Consider the following 23,739-nt stretch of genomic DNA (forward strand, 5'->3'; position numbering starts at 1 on the left):
TTTCTCCCTTTATTTTGGCAGTTTTTATGCGCGACTCTGGCGCAGAATAAAACGCGAAGCATCCGCATTTTGCTGTACCGCAGAAGACATGGCTTTTTGCAGTTCCGCCGTTACCTTCTGGTTTTCACCAAATATTTCTACGGATTGTTTAAGCCACTGCTGAATCTGATCCATGGCAAAACGGGCGAGCATAAAATCAGCAAGCGCCTCGCTGGCATTTTTAATAAATACGCCCTCGGCAACACCACCGGCTGACTGGGCTGCGGTATTCGTGACTTCCATGCCCAACGCCACTTTATTTAGGGTATTACCTACCAGCTCTTTACTTAAGGCATTCGTTTGCAGGCCCATCTTGCTACCCACATTACCCAGACCGCTAGTAATACGTTGCATCCCCTGGGTAAAGAGTTTGCTGCCGTTTTGTGCCAACTGTTTCAGCACGTTAGGCACCAACTTCTTAATCGTTTCGCCCATCATTTTGCTCAGCGCGTTACCCAGTTTCGCCGCCGCGCCTTTCCCGACAACTGCGACCACCACAATGACCGCTACCATGGCAATAGCGGCGACAATCGCACCAACAATGCTGCCGGCCATCTCTGCCGTTTTCTTATCGACGCCTAATCCTTCCAGCGCTTTGGTAATCGCCTTGCCAATCAGCTCCATTAACGGCTTCAGCACATGCTCCATAATCGGGTTCAGCGCCTGCTGAATAAACGACACCCCCGTCGCCGCCTTCACAATTTCATCGGCAACCATTACCGCAAGTCCCACCGCAGCCAGCGCCAGACTCGCCCCACCGGTAAAAACAGCGGCCACAACGCTGACAATGGTTAGCAGCGCGCCGAGGACTTTCCCGATACATCCCATAATGCGGTTCGTTTCCTCGGCTTTGCGCGTCTCTTCCTGGAATTCAGCCGATTTCTTTTCCATCTCCGCCTGACGCCCTTCCTGCAAGGCGTTGAAAAGCGCAAGATCGTTTTGCAGGCTTTCTTCCGTATTTTTGCCCACAATCTCAATAAACATGGCCATGAGCATAGTGAGGCGGGCGACATTAGACAGATTATCCTGCTCACCCTGGGAAACCTGATTCTGAGAGGCGGCATTAGCCGTTCCCTGGAATTTGGTCAGAATGTTATCCGCTTTCTCGGCTTTCGCTTTGGCGTCTGTGCCTGCTTTAACCGTCGCATCCGTGGCCTTATCTAATGCCTCTTTCGCCTCTGTCGCTTCTTTTCCGGCCTGTTCTACCGCGGCTTCAGCTTGTGCATAGCCGGGGTCAGCCGGGTCCAGCGATTGCAATTTATTTTGCGCCTGCGTCAGTTTTTTGGCCGCTGCGTCATAAACACTCTTGGCGGTATCCGTCTTTTTGATGCTGGCTTCATAGAGATCCGTCGCCTCCTGAGCCTCTCCCAGAGCCGTCTGGAATTCTTTCGATACCTGAATCCCCATCTCTTTTTGTGACTCAATCATCGCCTGCCATACCGCCAGACGAGACTCCAGTTGAGACAGCGAAACATCGCCCAGTAGGGTCATTAACTTGCCAAGCAGTAATGTCAATTGCCCTTCGCTGGAGAGTTTTTCCCGGGCGGCGTCCGTAGGCGGCTTTAGACCCACCGTATTAATAGCGCTCTCGCCGGACTTTGTTCCAGCTTTAAGGTCGCCCGCTTTCGTTGCCACCACATCTTTAAAAGCTTTATCCGCCGCTTTTAAAAAGTCCGTGTTCTTACGAACGCCTTCAAAAGCCGCCTCAGCGAGGCGCGGATTTTGGGTATATCCGCTACGGCTAATGCTACTTGCGTCATTTACCATAATTATTCCTTTTCTTGTTCACTGTGCTGCTCTGTCTCCGCCGTTTTTAGCGCCTCCAGATAGACCAACGCTTTTGCCCGCAGAGACTCATCTTCAGTACGTTCATTGACAAGTTCAAAACACTGCCTGGCTTTTGCCGCCTTACGCATTAATAATTGACACTGCCCGGTAAAAAAAACGGGGCGATAATCATTTTTAAGTAACGTAAACGCTACTGCATAAAGGTCACATGCTTTCTGAAATTGTTTTTTCAGTTGGCATACTGCCGCCAGTCCCATGGTGTAATCGGGATTGTAAAAATCATAAATGCATAAGAAACGAAAGAATGTCTCAGCTTCATCCAGTCGTCCCTGGTTATAAAACTCATAAGCATGAGCATATAAACCGTCCATCATATCTTGAGGGATCCCATGAACGTCTTTTAGCGTGGCGCCTTCACTAACGGCATCCCAAATCATTTCCGCAACACGTTCTTCGCTGACATTATTTTGATAATCCATTACTTACTCCTGTTATCTGTCACCGACTTTGTAGAACTTAACGACTGCGTTTATCTGATGCAGTTATTAAACCCCGACGGTGGTTAGTGAACATTCAAAAAACGCCCAATGAATACATCGCTACTGCTTTACGCGGCTCAATGTCGTACTTCATTTTCTTGTGGCTGAATAACGTCTTTGCCCGCGTTTTCTACCTCTTCCAGCCAAACCAGAAGACGTAAAACTTCATCAATTTCTTCCAGACTCACCAGATCATAACGGCGATGGGTTTTGAAAAGACTGCGCGCCAGTTTGATATCGACGATCACAGGTACGCCAACCTTCTCCGCATAGGCGCGGACGGCCAGTGCGCGCTGATTCGTTTCATACACCGAGATCATCGGAATCGGCATCAGTTCGGGTTTAAAATAAATCCCGATCGTAATATGCGTGGGGTTGGCAACAATCAGGCGTGAGTTTTCAATATCGGATTTCACCTGTTCAGACAGAATTTCCATATGAACTTCACGTCTTTTAGATTTAACCTCTGGGTTCCCTTCCTGCTCCTTCATTTCACGCTTCACTTCTTCCTTATCCATTTTCATATCTTTCATGGTCAGGAAATATTCCGCAATAGCATCCAATAATAAGACAATCAATGCGCAAGCAAGGCAAGTTAATACCAACGCGAGAAGAAGCTCACGCCAAATGACGGCAATACCTACAATATTGCCATTTAGCTGAGAAAAGATTTCAACCTTATATTTCTTCCAGCAAATGATGGCGGCCACCACAAAGGATGAGAGATACAGTAGGGTTTTGACCGTATCTTTAACCGTTCGCATACTAAAAAGTTTTTTCGCCCCTTCTACCGGGTTTAACGCCGATAAATTAGGTTTTAATGCTTCTGTCGCCAGCACAAAACCGGCCTGTAATAACGCCGGTAATGCGGAACACACTAAGCAGAGCAGCATAAATGGAATCAGATATTTTAACCCTATCCCAAAAACGGCCAAACTGTAGTCAGCCATGCTCTGATCAAAATTATCCGCAATAATGATCTTAATTATCCCCATAAACTCATTAAATGAGCCATACGACACCAGATAGGCAATTCCTCCCAGCGTCAGGCAGGCGATAATGAGATCTTTACTTTTAAATGACTGGCCTTTTTTAGCGGAGTCTTCCAGCCGTTTTTTAGTCGGTTTTTCTGTTTTATTCGAGGACATGCGTCGCCCCTCGCTCGTAAAACCAACTGCTTAATCCTGTGGCCTGGAAAGAGAGTCGCAGTACATTGTCCGGTAGCACCGGAGAGAAATAAAGCAGCATAATTAAAACGGCAATGCCGCTTTTTACCGTCAGTGAAATCGCAAAGGCGTTCATTTGCGGAGCAAAGCGCGACAATAAACCCAGGAATACTTCTGACAGCAACAGCACTAATACCACCGGACTGGCCAGAACCAAGGCGTTTTGAGCCACCTGATTAATAAACGTTAATAGCGGCGGTAATGAAGGCGTGCACTCGTTCATCGGATCGCATAGCTGATAGCTTTTATTTAACACGTCAACCATCGTGACCAGACCGCCGTTTTGTAAATAAACGACAGCGGCAAACATATTCAGGAAATTAGCCATTTCCGAGGTATCAATGCCGTTTGCCGGATCGATACTGCTACTTAGCGTTGCCCCTCGCTGGTTATCGATAATACAACCCAGCGCATGCATAACCCAAAAAGGCCATGACAGCAGACAGCCCAGCATGACGCCTACCGCCGCTTCTTGCAGAACTAACGGGATCATCGCCACCGATAAAAACGGCGGCGCCTCGTTCAATGCATGCGGCCATACTCCCAATGCCACCAGGATGATAATGGCGTTTCTCGGCGCGCCGCTTAATACCCCGCTATTCAAAAACGGCAGGAAGAAAAAAATCGGCGCCACGCGAGCAAACCCTAGTGCCGCAGACGCAACCAGGTGATGAATTTCAAAGTACAACGCGTAAAACATTTTTTACCCCTTAGCCAACGCCAGGAATATCACCTGACGCCCGTAAGAGAGTAAAACTTCGCCATACCAGCCAGACAGTAAAAACAAGCACAAACACACGCCAAGTAATTTAATGCCAAAAGGCAGCGTCTGTTCCTGTAATTGCGTTACCGTCTGGAATAACCCTACCAGGAGGCCGATAATCGTTGCGACAATCGTCGGCCACCCTGACAGGATCAAAACAAGATAGAGCGCCTTATTACCTGCAAACACTAAATCATCCATTTAACTATCCCGTCTCGTAATGATGTCATGTTGCAATGTCCATATACTGTAAAATCAATCCTTTAGACAGTAATGTCCAGCCATCAAGCGCGACAAAAAGCACCAGCTTAATAGGTGTAGATATCGTCACCGGACTCATCATCATCATCCCCAGCGCCAGTAGCACGCTGGATACCACCAGGTCGACGACAACAAAGGGCAAATAGAGATAAAAACCAATTTTAAACGCGCTTTTTATTTCGCTCAGCGCATAAGCAGGTAATAACGCAAATATTGATGGTTTTTCAATTTCATCTTTGTCACGCTTTACCGTCTCGGTCTCTTCTCCATACTGACGCTTCAGTTGCGCGTTTTCAAAAAACTGAACTAACTCGCGATCTGAATATTTGATCAGATAATCGCGATAACCATCCAGACCTTCATCAACGTGTTTACTTAATGACGAAATATCATTAAAGGTGACATCTTCGTCCTCAAAATAGACGTAGGCATCATGCATTATGGGCCACATAACAAACATAGAAAGCAGCAATGCGACGCCGTTAAGCGTCATATTTGAAGGTATCTGCTGCAATCCCAGGGCGTTACGCACCATGACAAATACAATAGAAAATTTAACGAAACAGGTTCCTGACGCAATAATAAATGGCAACAGGGTGGAAAATGCCAGTAAGGCAATTAATGAGATATCATTCCCCATTACCAGACTCGCTCAGCCATTCATGGATCTCAACGCCTAAGGTGTCATTCATCTGTACCAGTTCGCCATTACCCAGCAAAACACCATTCGCCATAATTTCAACGTTAAGTTCAGCATTGGTCGGCAGTGATAATAGCTGCTGCTGCCCCATGGTTTCGAGTTCGGCGAGGGTAACGTTCTTACGATACAAAACAAATTCCAGTTTGACGGGCAATTGGTTCAAGCCAGGCAGAGTTTCTGCAGTTTCAGTTGTATTATTTTCTTCTTCGATATGTTGAATATCTAACGTTTCCACAATAATTCCCCCTTCAACACGGTTGAAATGACCTAACTTTTTCGCGTAGCAATAAACTTCCGCACGGGAAGTACGAATCAGGAGTACATCTCCGATCCCGATTCGGCCCAGCAACGAACGCTGCGTATCACTGCTACCGATTACAAAGCGCAACGGCCAACGCAGCATTTTCGGCCTGCCGCCCCCGACTGCAGGCAGTTCAGGAAGATATTCAAACCACAGGCCGCCCCGATCGCTCATAATGTGCAACAATTTCCCTTCCGGCAGCGCGCTTCCCGGCACGGGGTTCTCTACGCATAAACGCCGACAGGACAAATGCGGCACGGGCAACTCAAACGGTCGCTCTGTTGCAGCAAGCCAGGGAACGACCAGGTGCTCAGCGCCAGCAGAAACCGCCGCCCCCGCCAGAGCGGGAGAGACATGCTCAAGCCAGTCCCCAGGTTGAATCCAGGCCGACCACCGTTTTTCTGCATCGCTCAACCGAACCCACATTCCCTGTCGCGTCGGATATTCCAGCGTAGCTTCCTGGCCATGGCGCTGGCATTCTGTCGCGGTTTGCGCCAATAGCCATTCGCGACGATCAATCTGTCTCACACGCAATGACATCAGGCGTCATCCTCCTCGCCAGATTGCTGTCTGTGCTGTTGCTGCTGCGGATTTTGTTGATCGTCTCGCGTCAGGTGCCAGCGCTGGGGATTACCGTTTTGCCATTGATCATGCAAACGATGTTCAACCTGCGTATTTGACGGTATTAACGAAAACTCCCCTGCTTGCCGCGCCTGAATATTGACGGAATAGTCATTTCCCCAGCGCTGAAAACGGTAAGTCAGCGAGCTATCCTCCCCTTTCACGCCATCGGCAGTGGGAAAAATAGTCATCATCGGCTTTGATTGCGCCGCTAAAGGCATTTTTTCATCGCCGCCGGTTAATTGGCTAAGATCGGCGATAGTGGTTGGTTGCAGCGGAAGCTGAGAAACATCTTTAACCTTTTTATGATCTTTATCGTCAGGCTTACCGGTATTGGCTGCGGCCATTCGGGCAGGTGCGACATCCCGCGCCAGCGGCGCGCCCTCTTTACGAACGCCTTCACCCGCGATGGCTTTATTATCCCCAGGCAATGCCTTGATATTATCGTCAGAGATTCCCGTGGCGTTATCGGTTACTTCACTAACGGATTCCACAGCTTTTAAATCAGCAGATAATTTTTTACCACTTACGCTTTCTAACGGCCTATTTTTAGACGATAGCAACGCTGCGGATTTATCTACTTTGGCCTCCGCAGAAATTAAACCGACAGATTTTTCAGCAGTGGCTTTCAACAGTTTTTCAGCAATCCTGAGTTCGCCTTTTCCGTTATGATGCAGACCAGAAACGTTGCCATTGTGATGTTCTGATTTCGCTGGCGCGCCATGTCGCCATGCCGCCAGCAATACCGGTAAAGCCGTTTCTTTATGCATTACGAAAGCATCGCCATAGTCGCGATCTTTTTTATGATCGGAATATTCTGTCTTATGTTTTTCCACCGCTTTTTTTAATGCTTCTGATAAACCGCCAACCTCATCCTGCTGCGGCAGTAAAATGTTCCCGGATGAACTGACAGCTGACACATCGCCCATTAAATTATCTCCTCTGACTCGGCCTCTTCCTGCTGTATCTCTCGCTGGATATAGTGTCTTTTCTGACGGATTATCCAGCGTTGATAGTTCCCTTCTTTGCGCAACCAATATTTACTTTTTTTCTGAAACTCTTCCCTTTTCTTTTCCAGCTCGCTCCGTTTTTCCTGAATTTGTATAATCTGGAGTTCTAAATCTTTTATCTGCCGGCGAACAATAGACTGCTTACGTAATAACGTATAAATTTCCTCACGACTGAGCTGTCTGTTTTCTGCACGCAGCGTATCTAATAACAATTTCAGACCCGCTATTTGTTCAAGGATCGCCTCCTCCTCGGCCTGCAGCCCGCGGTCCTCATCCTGATAGCGAAGTAATATCGACTCACACTGTGAATGAAATACCGTACAGCGCCGCTGCAATACTTTAATTCTGGTCAGCGAATGCATTCATACCGCTCAACGTGTCATCAAAGGATGAATACTGCGCTACCGGCTGGCATAACCAGGCTTTCAGGCTATCCCGCATCTGCATCGCCCGATCGTTATCGATATTTTCGCCAGGACGATATTCTCCCAAGTCAATGAAAAGCTGGAGCTCTTCCAGACGCGTCATTAATTTACGCACGGCAGATGCCTGTTCAGCATGTGTCGGCGTCGTGACTTGTCCAAAAACGCGGCTTACGCTTTTCAGTACATCGATTGCCGGGTAATGTCCCTGCCCGGCCAGCTTTCTGCTCAGATACAGGTGACCGTCAAGGATAGAGCGAATTTCATCCGCCATCGGGTCCGCCTCTTCCTCGCTTTCCAGCAGTACCGTATAAAAGGCAGTAATGCTTCCCTCGCTGGTCGCCCCGGGGCGTTCCAGCAAGCGGGGCAAATTATCGAATACGGAGGCTGGATAACCTCGACGGGCCGGACGCTCTCCCGACGCCAGTGCCACGTCTCGCAAAGCACGCGCATAACGGGTCATGGAATCGATAAAAAGCACAACCCGTTTTCCCTGGTCACGAAAATATTCCGCTACGGTTGTCGCCAGTTGCGCCGCATTGCAGCGATCGACCGAGGGGAAATCGGAAGTGGCAAAAACCAGCACGCATTTTTCTTTCTTATGCGAAGCGCGCAACATATCCACGAATTCAGTGACCTCGCGGCCTCGTTCACCGATAAGACCGATAACAAAGACATCCGCCTCCGTTTGCTCGATCAGCATATGCATCAGCATGGTCTTACCGCATCCTGCGGAGGCAAAAATGCCCATTCGCTGGCCTACGCCACAGGTCAATAACCCGTCAATCGCGCGCACACCGGTAATCAGCGGTTCACGGACGCCAACGCGCGAAGCGTAAGAAGGCGGTGCGACATCAATAACGCGTTCTTCGCTAATCGGCGCCACTTCAGGGGTAAAACGCTCAACGATTTTCCCCGTCGGATCCAACACCGCGCCTAATACCGAGTATCCCACCCACGCCGATAACGCACGTCCAGTGGGATAAAGCACGACATCGCGGCTCAGCCCCTGGGCATTGCCGATAAGACTTAGCACGGTGCGTTCCCGCTGTAAGCCAACCACCTGCGCACGTGCAACAACCTGTTTTTGGTGCCAGCCACGGCGTATTTCACACAGTTCGCCAATGGCTACATCGCGCAATTCCGCCTCAATAATTGGGCCGGTTATTTTTTGTGGGTAGGCCAGATATTGCAGTAAACGAGGTGTTTTCATCTCATTAGCGACCGACTAAAAACTTCCAGATAGTTGTAAAACCCATTCAAGGCAGTAGAGAACTTTTCACCGTCAGATAAAAAATCCGGATGCACTAAGGCTTTAAGCGTTAGCTCCCCATTCTGCTCCCCCAGTAGTAATTGCCCGCCGCGGGCAAAATGGCATCCTTCCATTATGGTCATTAAGATTTCATAAGCCCGCTGTTGTAATACCACCATGCTGTCAGCACCCAATTGCGCCCAGATCCATACATCATCGTCCTTGACGCTGATACAGATACTTGGCAATGCAAATAAATCCAGAACAATTGTTGAATGGCTATCTATTCCTCCGATGAGTGAAGGATCGCAACCACTTACTTCCAGTGCGGAACGAACTAATTCAGCGATATCCAAATGTTGCATAGATCTTTTCCTTAATTAAGCCCTTATATTGTTTTTATAACATTCACTGACTTGCTATCTGCTATCTCACCGAAAGATAAAACCTCCAGATCCGGAAAACGACCTTCAATCATTTTCTTAATAAATCGACGGACATCGACAGACGTAAGGAGGACAAGATCTTTATGTGCAATCAATAAATCATCCAACTTAAGTGTAATGAGATCCATCAAATTAGCGGAGGCTTCCGGGTCAAGGCTGAGGAAGGTACTGCCAGAGGTCTGACGGATCCCTTTGCGAATAACATCCTCAACTTCAGCAGATACCATTACTGCTCGTAATTCGCCGCCATTGGCGAATTTATGGCAAATATAACGCGCCATTGCCCCACGAATATGCTCCACAAGGTTAATGACATCTTTTTCTCTTGGCGCCCACAATGCGAGCGCTTCCATAATTAATTTCATATTACGCACGGAAACACGTTCGCTTAACAAACGCTGCAAAACTTCAGATATACGTTGTACCGTGGCATGTCTGAGCACTTCTTTAAGTAAATCAGGAAATTTCGCTTCCAGTTGGTCCAGCATATGTTTTGTTTCCTGAATACCGAAATATTCATTGACGTTGCGCGCCAGCGTCACCGCCAGACAGTGGTAAAGCTCATCAAGCGCGTTCCGCAACACATAGCCAAGCTCCCGGAGTTTCTCCCCCTCTTCATGCGTTACCCAGAAATACTGGCTGCTACCTTGCTGATGGATTGTTGGATTAATGCCAAAGGACACGACTTCATCGGAATAATTTACCACTCGCATCAAATCAAAATAGACCGTAAATTGTTCAACACGGATCTCATTAATCAACAATACGATGCTGTTATCGTCCAGACCCTCGCCATCGCGTAACAATACTTCCGGCAGGCGCACGCCATAATCAATAAAGAACTGACTACGTAGACGCTCCGCAAGTTGAGCTTTTTCCAGATCTTCACGCCGGCTCTTCGGCACAAGTAATATCAACGGTACAGTCTCTGTAGAGACTTTATCGAGATCGCCAATCAGTCCTAACGACGACCCTTCTTTTTCCTCAATACTGAGCGGCTGCTCGCCTTTGCTGGTTTTAGGTTTGGCGGCGCTACGTTTTGCTTCACGGAATTTAAAATAGAAGAGTACGCTTAAAACCACCGATAAAATAACAAATACCGGCAGCGGGAATCCCGGCAGAGTTCCCATTGAAATGGTCAAAATAGCCGTAACAACCAATACAAATGGGTTGTTCAACAGCTGCGTCATGATATTCCGCCCCATATTATCGCTATCGCCATTTACGCGAGTCACGATAAAACCGGCACTAATCGCAATCAACAATGCGGGGATCTGGGCGACAAGACCATCACCAATGGTCAGCATGGTATAAGTAGACAGGGCGGAGGACAAATCCATACCATGGCGGGTCATCCCCACCGAAATACCGCCAATAAAGTTCACAAAGATAATAATGATGCCGGCAATAGCGTCACCTTTGATAAACTTCATCGCACCGTCAAAGGAACCGTAAAGCTGGCTTTCCCTTTCCAGTACGCTTCGCCGTTCGCGCGCGGCATCCGCATCAATAATACCGGCCTTCAAATCGGCATCAATACTCATCTGTTTACCGGGCATACCATCCAGAGAAAATCGGGCCGCGACTTCCGCGACGCGTTCTGAACCTTTGGTAATAACGATAAACTGGACCACGGTGACAATAGAGAAGACAACAAAACCCACCGCCAGGCTATCGCCAATAACGAATTGCCCGAACGTGGCGATAATTTCACCGGCATCGGCTTCAATCAAGATAAGACGGCTGGTACTGATCGATAATGCCAGACGAAAGAGCGTGGTAATTAACAGTACCGCAGGAAACGTTGAAAAACTGAGGATTCTGTCAATGTAGAACGACCCCATAAACACCAATATCGCCAGTACGATATTCAGTGCGATCAGGAAATCAACCAGATAGGTAGGTAATGGAATGACGAACATAGAAATGATCATCACCATTAGTACCAGAATCAGTAATTCAGGTCGTAAACGAGCACTGTTAAGTAGAGAAAGCAGCACTATAGGTATCCTGTTAATATTAAATTAAGACAGCTTTTCAATAGTACGACGCTGTTCTGCCATTTCATGCTTGTAGGCAATATCGGTCATACTACGTAACGCCATTAACAATTCTTCCTGCCAATATTCTTCATAAAAGAGTGAAGAGGGTATGGCTTTACATACTTGATAAAATATCTGCAAAAAGGATGCATGTTCTTTATGACTAAGCAATAACGCATTCAAACCTATAATATCGGCTAACAGCGAATCCACTTCATGTGGCTGTTGCAATAGTGAAAGCATCAGTAGTAGCCACGACGACTCCTCCGCATTAAACGCTTTGGTAAACGAATACGACAACAATGTACTCACAAACAGTAGGTCAGCGGAGCGCAACATTTTAAGTTGCGTCAGGCGTCGTAAAAGCTGGCCAAACTCCAGACGCGAACAGCTGGCGTCATTCGCGTCAATATCGGTTAATAGCGAACCCTCGATAAAATCCAGTACCACCAGTCGACGTTGATAGCCATAACTGGCTATCCAGTCAGAGTAAATCTCCACTTCATGTGATTCACTCTGGATAAATTGCCGATAGCTGGCGCGCAATAAGCCTGGTTTTAACGATAATGTTTTCCCAAAAAGCCGGGCCTTCAACGCACAATTAATCCCTGCCTTGAGGGTCTTCGGATCGGTTTGCTCTTCAACGTGCTTAAGTAACGACTCCAGCTTTTTCCGCACGATCTCTTCCAGATCTTTACGACGAAGCAATTCGCGTAACACAAGGACTAAATCACTGGGGTCAGGAAATAAGCTACGCGCCTGACGTAAAAAATCTTCTAACGCGCCGCCATGTACGCTAATTAGCTTTAATATTTGCTTCGCCTTCGGTAAAGCCTCATCCTCCAGCACGCGTTCAAAACTGTTAGATAAATTACTGGATTTTTTTTCATAATCGCGACGGTTACGAAATTGCGCCAGCGCCGCTGACATTTCGTCCGTCGACTGGACAAATTTTTGTACTTCCGCCCCTGGAGACGAATCCTCTGCGGCCTGTTGTATTTCCGCCTGTTGCGCATCAGTATGCTGGGTCGCATCCTGATGAGATGTCTGCCGGGACAATATTCTGGAAAATGAAATACCGGAGGTTGAGCCAGGAATCATTTAATTGCCTCCTGACCTCTATCCAGATAAACACGAACCCATTTCTGTAACTTATCGTCCCCACTCCAGGCACCGCTTTGCTTCAGAATATTGTTTACCGATTCGCTGGCATCCGGCGTTAACGGGTCGACAATTTCTTTTGGTTCAATCATGAACACACGAACAACATTACTTTTATTCTTACTGGAATAACGGAACAGGCTACCAATAAGCGGTAATTTGCCTAAAAACGGAATACTTTGGACAGTATCGGTATTTGCATCCCGTGTATAACCACCGACCAGCAAACTTTTTCCGTGCGGAACTCTCGCAATAGTGCTAATTAACGTTCGCCCGACTTCGGGTAACGCATCTACGGAGGTGGTAGTATCAGATTGCGGCGTCTTATCGTTGCCATCTTCAATGTCCAGCGACATTTCTATCTGACCATCTGCGGAAAAACGGGGCAGCACTCGGATCATTGTTCCGTATGTTACATGCTCAAGCGCCACATTACGTTCCCCAATCAGCTTGGTGTAAAACGTTCTGTTGTTATCAAAAATAGCGGGAACATTTTCCTGAGTCAGTAATACCGGGCGCGAAACCACCGTCGCCTGTTTCTTCTCTTCTAACGCATTTACCGCGGCGATGAATCGACTGCCATCGAGGGTACTTATTGAAGACTGGTTTAATGACACGCCAAGTTTGTCCCCAATAGTTATGCTGCCGCTCCATGAAGTGCCCAAACGCTCCAGATCGCTTTTATTAAGATCGACAATCCACAGGGATAATTCTACGTGACGTTTGGCGACATCCAGCGCTTTAACCAGCATTTCGATAAAATGCACCTGCTCAGCCGTTCCCTTTACTAACAAACTGTTGGTATCCGGATAGGCCACGATTTTAATATTGCCCGCCGCGGCATTTTGCTTTAAAGCTTCCTGCAGACTCATGCCACCGGCATAATTTGCTGCTTTACCTTTTTCTCCATTCGCTGAAAACGCTGGCATCGCCGGGGGTTCGCTACTGACAATATTACCTAAGGGTTGCTCTTCTCCCTGCAATAACCTTTCAATGGCCGTGGCAATACCGGGGATAACCATTTTCTGATCGCGCAGATTGTAGGTACGATCGCCCACGAAGGTATTGTTCAGACGCATCACCCCTATTTTCTGGCGTCCCAGCTCAATACCATCGTTTTGCTTGTCCATCATGGTGGCAGCGTTGACCACCATATCAACATAGACGGGTGGCCCTGAAACATAGAATGTTCCTTTACGGTTATCGCCACGTAGCGGGTAATTTTTGTTATATAAACCTGAGCGTTTTAGAAAATTGTTGAACTCATTGAGTGAGACGTTGCGTAAAGAAACCACGGCATTGCGCATTTCACTGGCGTCATAAATATAGATAGCCTGCCCATCGAAATACCAAATCAGCCCCAGTTGTAGGGAAAGCTTCTCCAGTAATGCGTTAGGATCGTGAAACTCAAAGTTGCCCGTAATTTTTTTTCGTGCCGCCATTTTGCTAACAATGACAGGCTCCTTTAGCTGTAGCGCCATGGCATCGAAAAATGTCCGCAGGCTATCGTCTTTCGCAACAAACCCACTTCCCGTTACAGGTATTTTTTCACTAGAATAACCAGGTGCAACCAGAACAAGCGCGGCACATGCCAGCACTCTGGCCAAAAGAATATGTGTCTTCATTTGTCTGCCAATTGAATAATATTTGATAATTTCCGCGGCGAAACGCCGATCAGCTCTTTGATCTCACTAGAAAAATGTGAAGGCGATGAGTAACCATGATTAACGGCTAATTGGGTGATGTTCTCGTGGCCTTCTACACTATTCAGCAGCGATTGCGCCATACGCCAGTTTCGTAATTCACTCTTCGCTTTTCCGCCCAACGCTCTGCTGCACAAACGACGAAAATGGGTATAAGAAACGCCATAGTCTTCTCCCAGCATTCTCATCGTGTTGCCGCTGGTTGACTGAGCGAGTAAATAGCCAACCAACCAGTAACTCTCGCTTTTTCGTAACAGCGCCAGTACCTTATTGAAGGCCGGAGAAGGCGTAATAATTTGCTGCAAAAACCAGTACTCGCAGCGTTTACGATCTTGCCAAATAGCGCGAAACTCAGGACTCAGCAAAACCCATTTATCGGATTCAGCATATGTCGTGTCCACTAATCCTGCGCCATCGATAAATGCCAGTAATTTGCTGAGTACTTCAATTTTTAACGGTTGAAAAACCACGTCTCCTGATACTGGTGCGACAACAGCCTGCTCGCAAAAAAGCAGCGCGCCTTCCTGAATCAGGCAGTTTTCATTGTGTCGGCTTTCAGAAAATGACATATGCAGCTTTTGCGCGGAACACGTCTGTATAAACCATGCTTCCGGGCTGCGGATTTTCCGCTTCTCTCCTTCTTTAAGTACTTCCTGCGTATTTAGCATAGTTGTCAGCACCAGTTAAAAATCATTTTAATATGTAAACAATACCGGGAGCGAGTGGCAAAATCCTGATGCAATCATTATGAAACTGATGCCACCCGCTAATTAAATTGGCCCACTTGCACAGCGCTTGATAATTTAAAATAGAAAATCAGCTCATAGTGTATAAATTCTGGCTTATTATTCTGCAGCAGCAAAAAATCAAATATTGTCATCGGGATGAAGAATTAATTATTTATATCAGAAGTTTTTTTTGCTAGCATTCCTGAAACGCATTCGCCCCCTTATCACTATTGTCAGATAACGTTCTGACGGTTGTGTAAAAACATTGTGCCTCATTCTTCTGTAGTTGGAGTTAATATGAAAAAATTTTATAGCTGTCTTCCTGTCTTTTTACTGATTGGCTGTGCCCAGGTGCCCCTCCCTTCCTCCGTGAGCAAACCGGTACAGCAACCTGGCGCTCAGAAAGAGCAACTGGCCAACGCAAATAGTATTGATGAGTGTCAGTCTCTTCCGTATGTGCCGTCAGACCTTGCGAAGAATAAATCATTATCAAACCAGAACGCTGATAATTCCGCATCAAAAAATAGCGCAATCAGCTCAAGCATTTTTTGCGAAAAATATAAACAAACCAAAGAACAGGCGCTCACCTTCTTCCAGGAACATCCACAATACATGCGTTCGAAAGAAGATGAAGAGCAACTCATGACCGAATTTAAAAAAGTTTTGCTTGAACCCGGAAGTAAGAATTTAAGCATATATCAGACGTTACTTGCTGCCCATGAAAGACTGCAAGCCTTATAAGGCTATATCACCGTTGGCTGAACTCATCATGATATAATTAAGACCATATTTTGCATTGCCACTTAATATCAATATAATTATTATAGCTATGGTCACTTTTACGGTTGGCCATTTGTCTCTTACGTTGCATTTATCAATCTGCTTTTTGATACAGCAGCACCTCGCTGCTGCTTTTTTTATTTGCAATAAAGAACTGCCTCCCAGACTCGGGAAAATAGCCGAAACTTATACTGACAAACTATCGTCTCGTATATCGCGGTAAACTGACATCCCCTCTTGCCTCACATGTTGGCATTCTTGCGATACTCCATCCACTTTTCGCGGATAACGTTCTTTTTACCTGTGACAGCGTATTGACTACCAGGCTAGTATAGCGGCAGAAACGTCCCGATGTCTGGAATGAATGGCAAACAGTCTATAAGGTGATTGAATGGATACGACAGAAGAACTAAACGGAACCTACTTCTACCACGGACAATCGAACCTGTCAGCAGGTGAACTATTTGATGTAATTTTCCTTGAGCAATTTTGTGATGAACTTGGGATTAGCATTGAGTCAGGTGCTGCTATCCTCGCCGGGCAACCGTGGTTAAAAACCAGAACGAAACCGGGAGAGGCAATCAAAGGGACAAGTGTTATCTCCAGGTATGGGAGAATGCTTTTACGAAATGCACGAACTCCTTTTGGTATTAGAGTTCCTACACCCGTTGGTATAAGAATGCGAAAAACAAATAATCTTGCCGCAGTCATAGCACGATATGTTCCATGGTTAGGTTGGGTTGGTCTTGTGAATTCAATTTACCAGGTATCAAGGAGAACTCAGGCAAAATACAACCTAATAGCACGCCCTAAAGATCGTATACAATGGACATCCTTTTGATGGACACAATTCAGCAAGAGGTGTTAACACTCTTCCGTGAAGAGATTCCCGGATATTTAGACAGCAATTGGAAAGAAATCCCTTTAGAACTTGATTCTGATTTATTTGAAGTTCCAGGCGATGACCTGCATGAAGCTTTGGATAAATTTGAAAAAAAATTTAATGTAGATTTATCACAAGTTAAATGGTCGTGTTATTTTCCTTGGGAGAATACTCCACTGCTTACACGATGGTTTAAATTAAAACGGGAAGATGTAGAACGAACTCGTAAGCCTTTAACAATCAGAATGTTTTCTGAATCAGCGAAAGCTGGGAAATGGCTTTATGATTAATGAAAAATATGTCGAATTAATCAGGAGTTAATTACTATGAATTTTGTTATTTGGCGCAGTATCATTAAACGATCAACCCCTTTCCTTGTTGCTGTCGTTTAAAACGCTTTATGCTACTTTATCTGCATCTGGTAGGTTATGACAACATGAGGCTTGGTTGAATAATTCAGAATCGGCCAACGATAAGGATACAGGACTCCCACCGGAGCACTCGTTATACGAGCCTGACGCTGGTCGGCATTGCCAACAACGTCATCCAGTTCAGCGCCTTGAGCATCGCCATCGCTTCACCTACCTGCGCGTCATAGTTCCGCAGACTCAGATAGCCGCCCAGCAAGGTTTTAATACGAAACATCGCTGTTTCCACTACTGAACGACGGTGATAGCCCACTTTCTTTTCCAGACCTCATTGCTGCCGCTCCGATGTTGATTCGCCACCGCGTGGTTACGCTCATGGTACTACTTGTCCGGCCAGTATCGCGCACCGCTTCGTGGCGGGATTAGCGGCCTGATTTTTTTCCTCAATAACACATCATGGCAATAGCGCGTGTCATAAGCGCCGTCAGCCGAGGCTTCCCTGATTTTACAGTGAGTCTGGCTAATCAGCCCCGGCAGTGCCTGCGTATCCGTCGTGCCGCTGAGCGAGAAAGTATGCCTTTGCAATTAATCAGTAAAGTGTCGCGCGAGAAATCGTGCATCTTTCAAGCACATCGTCTACTTTAATTAACCGATTCATAAAATATATATTATCTGTTGATTTCTAGCTTGTAGGTTATTTTAATAACTGTGTATTTTAAAGAATAAAAATTAATATCACCCTACTTCTTTGTTATAATACCAGACTCAAAAATTGTGCTATAGGAACATCATGGAATTAATCCGTTATGCTGACATCAACAGCGATCTCTATCGCCACATTTGGGTCGTTGGTGATATTCATGGATGTTACTCCTTATTGTTAACCAGACTGGCTCAATTACATTTCTCTCCTGATACCGATCTCTTGATCTCCACTGGAGATAACATTGATCGAGGAAAAGAAAACCTTGAAACACTGAGACTGTTAAATACCCCATGGTTTATTTCTGTAGTGGGTAATCATGAAGCTATGGCGCTTGACGCTTTTGAAACACAGGATGGCAATTTCTGGTATGTAAACGGTGGTTACTGGTACGACTCGGTCACCGAAAAAGACAGGCAAGAAGCCACTGAGCTATTACTAACTTTTAAGCAGCGTCCTCACATCATAGAGGTTGAAACGTCCTCAAAGAAGTACGTGATTGCCCATGCCGATTATCCAGATGACAGCTACGATTATGGGAAGCAAGTTGATATTGATAGCGTTCTATGGTCACGCGATCGTCTGCTTGGTTCGTTACAGGGGAATATCCATCCAATACGCGGTGCGGATACTTTCATCTTCGGCCATATGATTGTTGACTACACAACAACATTCGCCAATCAAATCTACATTGACACCGGTTCTTTCTGTTCAGGCAATCTGTCTTTTTTTAAAATAAAGTAATCTGGAAATAGAATTATATAATATTAACCCTCCCTGCATTATGGGCAATGATATAGCCTTCAATAAGTACCATTGCCCATTCGTAATAACGTCTAAATTTCGCGTTTTTCTGCCCATTTCATCATTAAGATCGCAGATCAAAAAACGAAGCCGTAATCCAACGCAGATAGTTACTCGATCGCCTGAGAAGAGTAAAGATCGCACAGCTCAAGATACCTATCGGAAGAAAGCGCAATAACCGTGGTGGTGAAATGGATCGGCTTACCTTCATGCAACACAATCTTGATAGCTGTGGCCGCCGGGATGAAGTTAATGCTCTGTGAATGCCAGGTGTTTTTCGTCCATAAAGCAACCAGCTTTTGATGTTGAATCGAACATATCAAAATCAGGCAATTACACAATTTTAATTACAGTCTCATTTTGAGTTCGGAAGCATCCGCTCCCCTCTTAATTTTGTTGGGATTTCTCTTTGTTGCGAGCATGGTCTGAACTAATTGCCTGGCTACTTGCCTTGTTTCGTCAATACTTGGAAAATCGAACACATTTCCAACTTTTACTTTCAAGACAGAACTTGGCTTCCTACCCTCACTGACATTACGATCTGACGAGGCTACTCTTCGCTGGATTACGTAGGTTTTTTTCGTCAAACTGGCTTTTACCCCGAAACCAGCAGGAGCTTCTCTGTGGTCATCGAAAACAATGTAGAATTTTTGAGCTAGGTTAGCTTCGAAAACGATTTTTCCAGAGCGACTGAGCGCAGGCTTAACATTGATACTTAACTTGTTGATAATGAAAGGCTGGCTGAGAGTTGTTTTCAAAGTATCACCCCTGTTGTAGTCCAGGAATGATGAGAATGTAACCTGTCACATTTTAGGCTACAGGTGAGCTACAAATTTATGGGTTTATGTGAGTTTATAAGGGTTTTACCCGGGGCCACATGAGCACTTGAAAGAATAAAAAACGAGTAAAATCAATATGAATGAGTCATTTGATAAGGACTTCTCCAACCACACACCAATGATGCAGCAGTATCTCAAGCTGAAAGCCCAGCATCCGGAGATCCTGCTCTTTTATCGTATGGGAGACTTTTACGAGCTGTTTTATGACGACGCAAAGCGTGCGTCGCAGCTGCTCGATATTTCGCTGACCAAACGCGGCGCATCGGCTGGCGAACCTATCCCTATGGCGGGTATCCCGCACCACGCCGTAGAAAACTACCTCGCGAAACTGGTCAATCAGGGCGAATCCGTCGCTATTTGCGAACAGATTGGCGATCCGGCCACCAGCAAAGGTCCCGTTGAACGTAAGGTCGTGCGTATCGTTACGCCTGGCACCATCAGCGATGAAGCCCTGTTACAGGAGCGTCAGGATAACCTGCTGGCGGCTATCTGGCAGGATGGTAAAGGCTACGGTTACGCCACGCTGGATATCAGCTCCGGGCGCTTTCGTCTGAGCGAACCCGCCGACCGTGAAACGATGGCCGCAGAGCTGCAGCGCACCAATCCCGCTGAACTGTTGTATGCCGAAGATTTTGCTGAAATGGCGTTAATAGAGGGACGCCGGGGTCTGCGCCGTCGCCCGTTGTGGGAGTTTGAGATTGATACCGCCCGCCAGCAGTTAAATCTGCAATTCGGTACGCGGGATCTGGTCGGTTTCGGCGTCGAAAATGCCTCGCGTGGATTATGTGCGGCAGGCTGCCTGTTACAGTACGTAAAAGATACCCAGCGCACCTCCCTGCCGCATATTCGTTCCATTACGATGGAACGCCAGCAGGACAGCATCATTATGGATGCCGCCACCCGCCGCAATCTGGAAATTACCCAGAACCTGGCCGGCGGCGTCGAAAATACCCTCGCCGCGGTGCTTGACTGTACCGTGACGCCAATGGGTAGTCGAATGCTTAAACGCTGGCTGCATATGCCGGTACGAAATACCGACATATTACGTGAACGCCAGCAGACCATCGGCGCCTTGCAGGACACCGTCAGCGAACTGCAACCGGTGCTGCGTCAGGTCGGCGATTTGGAGCGTATCCTTGCGCGTCTGGCGCTGCGCACCGCGCGTCCGCGCGATCTCGCCCGAATGCGTCACGCCTTTCAGCAACTGCCGGAATTGCACGCTCAGCTTGAAACCGTTGACAGCGCGCCGGTACAGGCGTTGCGTAAAAAAATGGGCGATTTCGCCGAGCTGCGCGACCTCCTGGAACGCGCCATTATTGACGCGCCGCCGGTACTGGTCCGCGACGGCGGCGTTATTGCGCCCGGCTACCATGAAGAGCTGGACGAATGGCGCGCGCTGGCGGACGGCGCCACCGATTATCTCGATCGTCTGGAAATTCGCGAACGCGAGCGTACCGGGCTGGATACGCTGAAAGTCGGCTATAACGCGGTACATGGTTATTACATTCAGATTAGCCGTGGTCAAAGCCATCTGGCGCCCATCAATTATGTGCGTCGCCAGACGCTGAAAAATGCCGAACGCTACATTATTCCTGAGCTTAAAGAGTACGAAGATAAAGTTCTGACCTCGAAAGGCAAAGCGCTGGCGCTGGAAAAACAGCTATATGACGAATTGTTTGATCTGCTGTTGCCGCATCTGGCCGATTTACAGCAGAGCGCCAACGCGCTGGCGGAACTGGATGTGCTGGTTAACCTGGCCGAACGCGCCTGGACGCTGAATTACACCTGCCCGACATTTACCGATAAACCCGGTATCCGTATTACCGAAGGTCGCCACCCGGTGGTTGAACAGGTACTGAATGAGCCGTTTATCGCTAACCCGCTCAATCTGTCGCCGCAGCGCCGGATGTTGATCATTACCGGCCCCAATATGGGCGGTAAAAGTACCTATATGCGACAAACGGCATTGATCGCCCTGCTGGCCTATATCGGCAGTTACGTTCCGGCGCAAAACGTGGAAATCGGCCCCATCGACCGTATTTTTACCCGCGTCGGCGCAGCGGACGACCTGGCTTCCGGGCGTTCGACCTTTATGGTGGAGATGACCGAAACCGCGAACATTCTGCATAATGCCACGGAAAACAGTCTGGTATTGATGGATGAAATCGGGCGCGGTACCTCCACGTATGACGGGCTGTCGTTGGCCTGGGCCTGCGCGGAGAATCTCGCGAATAAGATTAAAGCGTTAACGCTGTTCGCTACCCACTACTTCGAGCTGACCCAATTACCGGAGAAAATGGAAGGCGTGGCGAACGTCCACCTGGATGCGCTGGAACACGGCGATACTATCGCGTTTATGCACAGCGTGCAGGACGGCGCGGCAAGTAAGAGCTATGGCCTGGCGGTCGCGGCGCTTGCGGGCGTCCCTAAAGAAGTCATCAAACGCGCGCGCCAAAAACTCCGCGAGCTGGAAAGCATCTCGCCCAATGCGGCGGCAACGCAGGTGGACGGCACGCAAATGTCGTTGCTTGCGGCCCCGGAGGAGACATCGCCTGCCGTTGAAGCGCTGGAGAATCTCGATCCGGACTCCCTGACGCCACGCCAGGCGCTGGAGTGGATCTATCGGCTGAAAAGTCTGGTGTAAACGTGTCGGGCCCGATAGCGGCGCGTTATCGGGCCCACGCGCCGGAACAGGCTTTTCAGGCTGTGACTGTCGTTTCATGTAAATGACGCCAGACTATCCGTCCTCTTTCCCTTTTTAAAATGACCGTCGACCAGCGTACCGTCTCAGCCTGGCCCGGCAGTTGCTGTCGCTCACGATAACGCAGCGCGGCGCCTTCCGGCCACTCCGCCACAAGGTCAATATGCTCAACCACGATAACCAGCCCCGGGCGACACCCGCGCTGCGCCTGGAAAAAAGCGCCGAGCGCCGGATAATCCAGACAAACACCGCCTGGCGTTATCATCGTAAAATCAGCAGCGAAACGCGCTATCAACGCCTCCAGGCTACCCATCCCCTTACTAAGCCAGCTCTCAATCGCCGCATGGGCGTGAATAATTTCATCTTTATATGGATTCATGATCTTTCCTTTTTCAGGCACAGAAGTGCCTGTCTATTGTTTAGACAGACAGCGTAAATAAGGGGCAGCAGGGTGATACCGGCGGCGGCAATAAAGGTCCAGCGATAAGCAACCTCAAGCGACATAACGCGCTGGAGCGCATTTAACAGCAGCGTCAACAGCGTCGCGCCAAGGAAAAAGCTGATCTGACGATTAAGATTCCATAGCGCGCTGGCGTCAGGCATGTCCCGGCGAGCAATAGTCAGGAAAGCGCCACTCTGCGCGGTACTGCTGCACAAACTGCCGCCAGCGCCCATTAAGGCGAATATCATCATCAGTACACGGTGCGATGTCGCAGGCGTAACGTTAGTTAAAAGCAGTATCCCTGCGGCCTGAAGAAGACAGCCGACGATAATCAGCGGACGCGGCCCAAGCCGATTGAAGTAACGTGCGGTAAGCATAATGGCGACAAATGAAGCGATCGACCAGGGGAGCATCAGCGACCCCGCCGCCGCAGGCGATAACTGCGCGACGTTCTGTAGATAAAACATCCCGACCACGCTGATACCAATGAACATACCCGGCACACACAGATAGACGATCATGGCAAAACGCAGCAGCTTGTCCATCAACAACGGCAGATGGAGCAATCTTGCTGACGCCATTGTCGTCGGCGCGGCGTTCAGCCAACGATAAGCGAGCAATAAAGTGAGAACGGCCACCGGCAGCGTGGCAAAGAATATCCAGCGCCAGCCCCACGTTTCCACCAGCAGCCCGCCAATCGCAGGCGAACATGCCGGCGCCAGTAGCGCCACCATCATGACAACCGATGACACGCCAGCGCGTTCATGCGGTTTAAACTGTTGCCAGGTTAACGCCTGACCAACCGGGATCAATAAGCCACCGCCCGCCCCCTGCACAATACGCCAGAAAACAAGGCTGTGTAAGGAATCGGCAAAACCTGCGGCAGCGGCGGCAACGCTAAACAGGATGAGCGAAAATATGATCAGCCGTCGAGCGCCAAGATAACGCGCAAGAAACGCGCTAAACGGAACGATCAGCGTTAATCCTGCGATATAACCATTACTCACCCATGCCAGCGCCGATATGGACGTATGCAGATCCACGGACATCGCAGGAAAAGCCACGCTGGCAATAAACAGATTAATCAGATCAAGAAAGAAGCCGAGCAGGTAAACCACTGCCACTTTACTGCGATACGTCATTATGCATCCTCCGTCAGAGGCGCTAATGTAGCCGTCCGGAGAAAGCCAGATAAGTCCGCGCTTCAACGATATACT

Annotated in this window: 22 protein-coding genes and 4 pseudogenes; 6 read left to right on the forward strand and 20 right to left on the reverse strand. The window is 47.9% G+C overall.

The window, feature by feature from the left end; translation table 11 throughout:
- Nucleotides 1-24: 24 nt before the first annotated feature.
- From sipB to invF, 15 genes are all read right to left on the reverse strand, one after another.
- Nucleotides 25-1,806: an SPI-1 type III secretion system needle tip complex protein SipB gene (sipB, locus tag ACLJRE_RS00920; RefSeq protein ID WP_000245782.1), complete on the reverse strand. Its 1,782-nt coding sequence runs from the start codon at nt 1,804-1,806 to the stop codon at nt 25-27.
- Nucleotides 1,807-1,808: 2 nt separating this feature from the next.
- Entirely contained in the window at nt 1,809-2,306 is a 498-nt protein-coding gene (gene sicA, locus ACLJRE_RS00925) for a SycD/LcrH family type III secretion system chaperone SicA (RefSeq protein WP_000386309.1), read from the reverse strand.
- Nucleotides 2,307-2,443: 137 nt separating this feature from the next.
- Nucleotides 2,444-3,514 (reverse strand): SPI-1 type III secretion system export apparatus protein SpaS, encoded by a 1,071-nt coding sequence (gene spaS / locus ACLJRE_RS00930; RefSeq protein ID WP_000097719.1) that lies wholly within the window; start codon nt 3,512-3,514, stop codon nt 2,444-2,446.
- Nucleotides 3,501-4,292, reverse strand: a complete 792-nt coding sequence (gene spaR / locus ACLJRE_RS00935) for an SPI-1 type III secretion system export apparatus protein SpaR (protein WP_000498965.1) — start codon at nt 4,290-4,292, stop codon at nt 3,501-3,503. The genes spaS and spaR overlap by 14 nt, the downstream gene beginning before the upstream one ends.
- 3 nt (nt 4,293-4,295) lie before the next feature.
- Nucleotides 4,296-4,556, reverse strand: coding sequence for an SPI-1 type III secretion system export apparatus protein SpaQ (gene spaQ / locus ACLJRE_RS00940; RefSeq protein WP_000342503.1), 261 nt, complete (start codon nt 4,554-4,556; stop codon nt 4,296-4,298).
- Between the two features lie 25 nt (nt 4,557-4,581).
- Nucleotides 4,582-5,256, reverse strand: a complete 675-nt coding sequence (spaP, locus tag ACLJRE_RS00945) for an SPI-1 type III secretion system export apparatus protein SpaP (protein ID WP_000526016.1) — start codon at nt 5,254-5,256, stop codon at nt 4,582-4,584.
- A complete protein-coding gene (gene spaO / locus ACLJRE_RS00950) occupies nt 5,246-6,157 on the reverse strand; it encodes an SPI-1 type III secretion system protein SpaO (protein ID WP_000058731.1) in 912 nt (303 codons plus the stop codon). The genes spaP and spaO overlap by 11 nt, the downstream gene beginning before the upstream one ends.
- Nucleotides 6,157-7,167 carry an SPI-1 type III secretion system protein SpaN gene (gene spaN, locus ACLJRE_RS00955; RefSeq protein ID WP_023212176.1) on the reverse strand — a complete coding sequence of 337 codons (1,011 nt, stop codon included), beginning with the start codon at nt 7,165-7,167 and terminating at the stop codon, nt 6,157-6,159. Before spaN ends, spaO begins: the two co-directional genes overlap by 1 nt.
- A complete protein-coding gene (spaM, locus tag ACLJRE_RS00960; RefSeq protein WP_000555884.1) occupies nt 7,167-7,610 on the reverse strand; it encodes an SPI-1 type III secretion system protein SpaM in 444 nt (147 codons plus the stop codon). Before spaM ends, spaN begins: the two co-directional genes overlap by 1 nt.
- A complete protein-coding gene (invC, locus tag ACLJRE_RS00965) occupies nt 7,588-8,883 on the reverse strand; it encodes a SctN family type III secretion system ATPase InvC (RefSeq protein ID WP_000856766.1) in 1,296 nt (431 codons plus the stop codon). The genes spaM and invC overlap by 23 nt, the downstream gene beginning before the upstream one ends.
- Entirely contained in the window at nt 8,880-9,287 is a 408-nt protein-coding gene (gene spaK / locus ACLJRE_RS00970) for an SPI-1 type III secretion system chaperone SpaK (RefSeq protein ID WP_001164066.1), read from the reverse strand. The genes invC and spaK overlap by 4 nt, the downstream gene beginning before the upstream one ends.
- A 23-nt stretch (nt 9,288-9,310) precedes the next feature.
- On the reverse strand, nt 9,311-11,368 hold the full coding sequence (gene invA / locus ACLJRE_RS00975) for a type III secretion system export apparatus protein InvA (protein WP_000927219.1): 2,058 nt from the start codon (nt 11,366-11,368) through the stop codon (nt 9,311-9,313).
- 24 nt (nt 11,369-11,392) lie between these two features.
- Nucleotides 11,393-12,511: a type III secretion system gatekeeper InvE gene (gene invE / locus ACLJRE_RS00980; RefSeq protein ID WP_000612171.1), complete on the reverse strand. Its 1,119-nt coding sequence runs from the start codon at nt 12,509-12,511 to the stop codon at nt 11,393-11,395.
- Nucleotides 12,508-14,196: a type III secretion system outer membrane ring protein InvG gene (invG, locus tag ACLJRE_RS00985; RefSeq protein ID WP_000848101.1), complete on the reverse strand. Its 1,689-nt coding sequence runs from the start codon at nt 14,194-14,196 to the stop codon at nt 12,508-12,510. Before invG ends, invE begins: the two co-directional genes overlap by 4 nt.
- The gene (invF, locus tag ACLJRE_RS00990; protein ID WP_023212177.1) at nt 14,193-14,843 is read right to left on the reverse strand and encodes a type III secretion system transcriptional activator InvF; all 651 of its coding nucleotides are present in this window, start codon (nt 14,841-14,843) and stop codon (nt 14,193-14,195) included. The genes invG and invF overlap by 4 nt, the downstream gene beginning before the upstream one ends.
- A 456-nt stretch (nt 14,844-15,299) precedes the next feature.
- Here invF and invH point away from each other — a divergent pair, with 456 nt between their 5' ends.
- The 4 genes and pseudogenes from invH to ACLJRE_RS01010 form a co-directional block, all read left to right on the forward strand.
- Complete coding sequence (invH, locus tag ACLJRE_RS00995) at nt 15,300-15,743, forward strand: SPI-1 type III secretion system invasion lipoprotein InvH (RefSeq protein WP_000715096.1); 444 nt, start codon at nt 15,300-15,302, stop codon at nt 15,741-15,743.
- A gap of 430 nt (nt 15,744-16,173) precedes the next feature.
- On the forward strand, nt 16,174-16,623 hold the full coding sequence (locus ACLJRE_RS01000; RefSeq protein ID WP_000381613.1) for an STM2901 family protein: 450 nt from the start codon (nt 16,174-16,176) through the stop codon (nt 16,621-16,623).
- Nucleotides 16,608-16,955 carry a DUF1493 family protein gene (locus tag ACLJRE_RS01005; protein ID WP_023212178.1) on the forward strand — a complete coding sequence of 116 codons (348 nt, stop codon included), beginning with the start codon at nt 16,608-16,610 and terminating at the stop codon, nt 16,953-16,955. Before ACLJRE_RS01000 ends, ACLJRE_RS01005 begins: the two co-directional genes overlap by 16 nt.
- 49 nt (nt 16,956-17,004) lie before the next feature.
- Nucleotides 17,005-17,097 (forward strand): annotated as a pseudogene (locus tag ACLJRE_RS01010) (GNAT family N-acetyltransferase); the annotation flags it as partial.
- A 72-nt stretch (nt 17,098-17,169) separates the two neighbouring features.
- Here the strand turns inward: ACLJRE_RS01010 and ACLJRE_RS01015 are convergent.
- A pseudogene (locus tag ACLJRE_RS01015) lies at nt 17,170-17,600 on the reverse strand (transposase); the annotation flags it as partial.
- A 223-nt stretch (nt 17,601-17,823) separates the two neighbouring features.
- Between ACLJRE_RS01015 and pphB the strand changes: the two are divergent.
- Nucleotides 17,824-18,480 carry a protein-serine/threonine phosphatase gene (gene pphB / locus ACLJRE_RS01020; protein WP_000420448.1) on the forward strand — a complete coding sequence of 219 codons (657 nt, stop codon included), beginning with the start codon at nt 17,824-17,826 and terminating at the stop codon, nt 18,478-18,480.
- A gap of 170 nt (nt 18,481-18,650) precedes the next feature.
- Here pphB and ACLJRE_RS01025 read toward each other — a convergent pair.
- Both ACLJRE_RS01025 and ACLJRE_RS01030 read right to left on the reverse strand, forming a co-directional pair.
- Nucleotides 18,651-18,773: pseudogene (locus ACLJRE_RS01025) on the reverse strand (cytoplasmic protein); the annotation flags it as partial.
- Between the two features lie 126 nt (nt 18,774-18,899).
- A pseudogene (locus ACLJRE_RS01030) lies at nt 18,900-19,298 on the reverse strand (cytoplasmic protein); the annotation flags it as partial.
- A gap of 157 nt (nt 19,299-19,455) precedes the next feature.
- Between ACLJRE_RS01030 and mutS the strand changes: the two are divergent.
- On the forward strand, nt 19,456-22,023 hold the full coding sequence (gene mutS, locus ACLJRE_RS01035) for a DNA mismatch repair protein MutS (RefSeq protein ID WP_001005807.1): 2,568 nt from the start codon (nt 19,456-19,458) through the stop codon (nt 22,021-22,023).
- Between the two features lie 55 nt (nt 22,024-22,078).
- Here mutS and ACLJRE_RS01040 read toward each other — a convergent pair whose 3' ends face one another.
- Both ACLJRE_RS01040 and ACLJRE_RS01045 read right to left on the reverse strand, forming a co-directional pair.
- Nucleotides 22,079-22,459, reverse strand: a complete 381-nt coding sequence (locus ACLJRE_RS01040; RefSeq protein WP_001070466.1) for a DUF4440 domain-containing protein — start codon at nt 22,457-22,459, stop codon at nt 22,079-22,081.
- Entirely contained in the window at nt 22,456-23,664 is a 1,209-nt protein-coding gene (locus tag ACLJRE_RS01045; RefSeq protein ID WP_000222388.1) for an MFS transporter, read from the reverse strand. Before ACLJRE_RS01045 ends, ACLJRE_RS01040 begins: the two co-directional genes overlap by 4 nt.
- Nucleotides 23,665-23,739: the final 75 nt, after the last annotated feature.

The organism is Salmonella sp. SAL04157, assembly GCF_046551635.1.
Classification (GTDB): Bacteria; Pseudomonadota; Gammaproteobacteria; order Enterobacterales; family Enterobacteriaceae; genus Salmonella; species Salmonella enterica.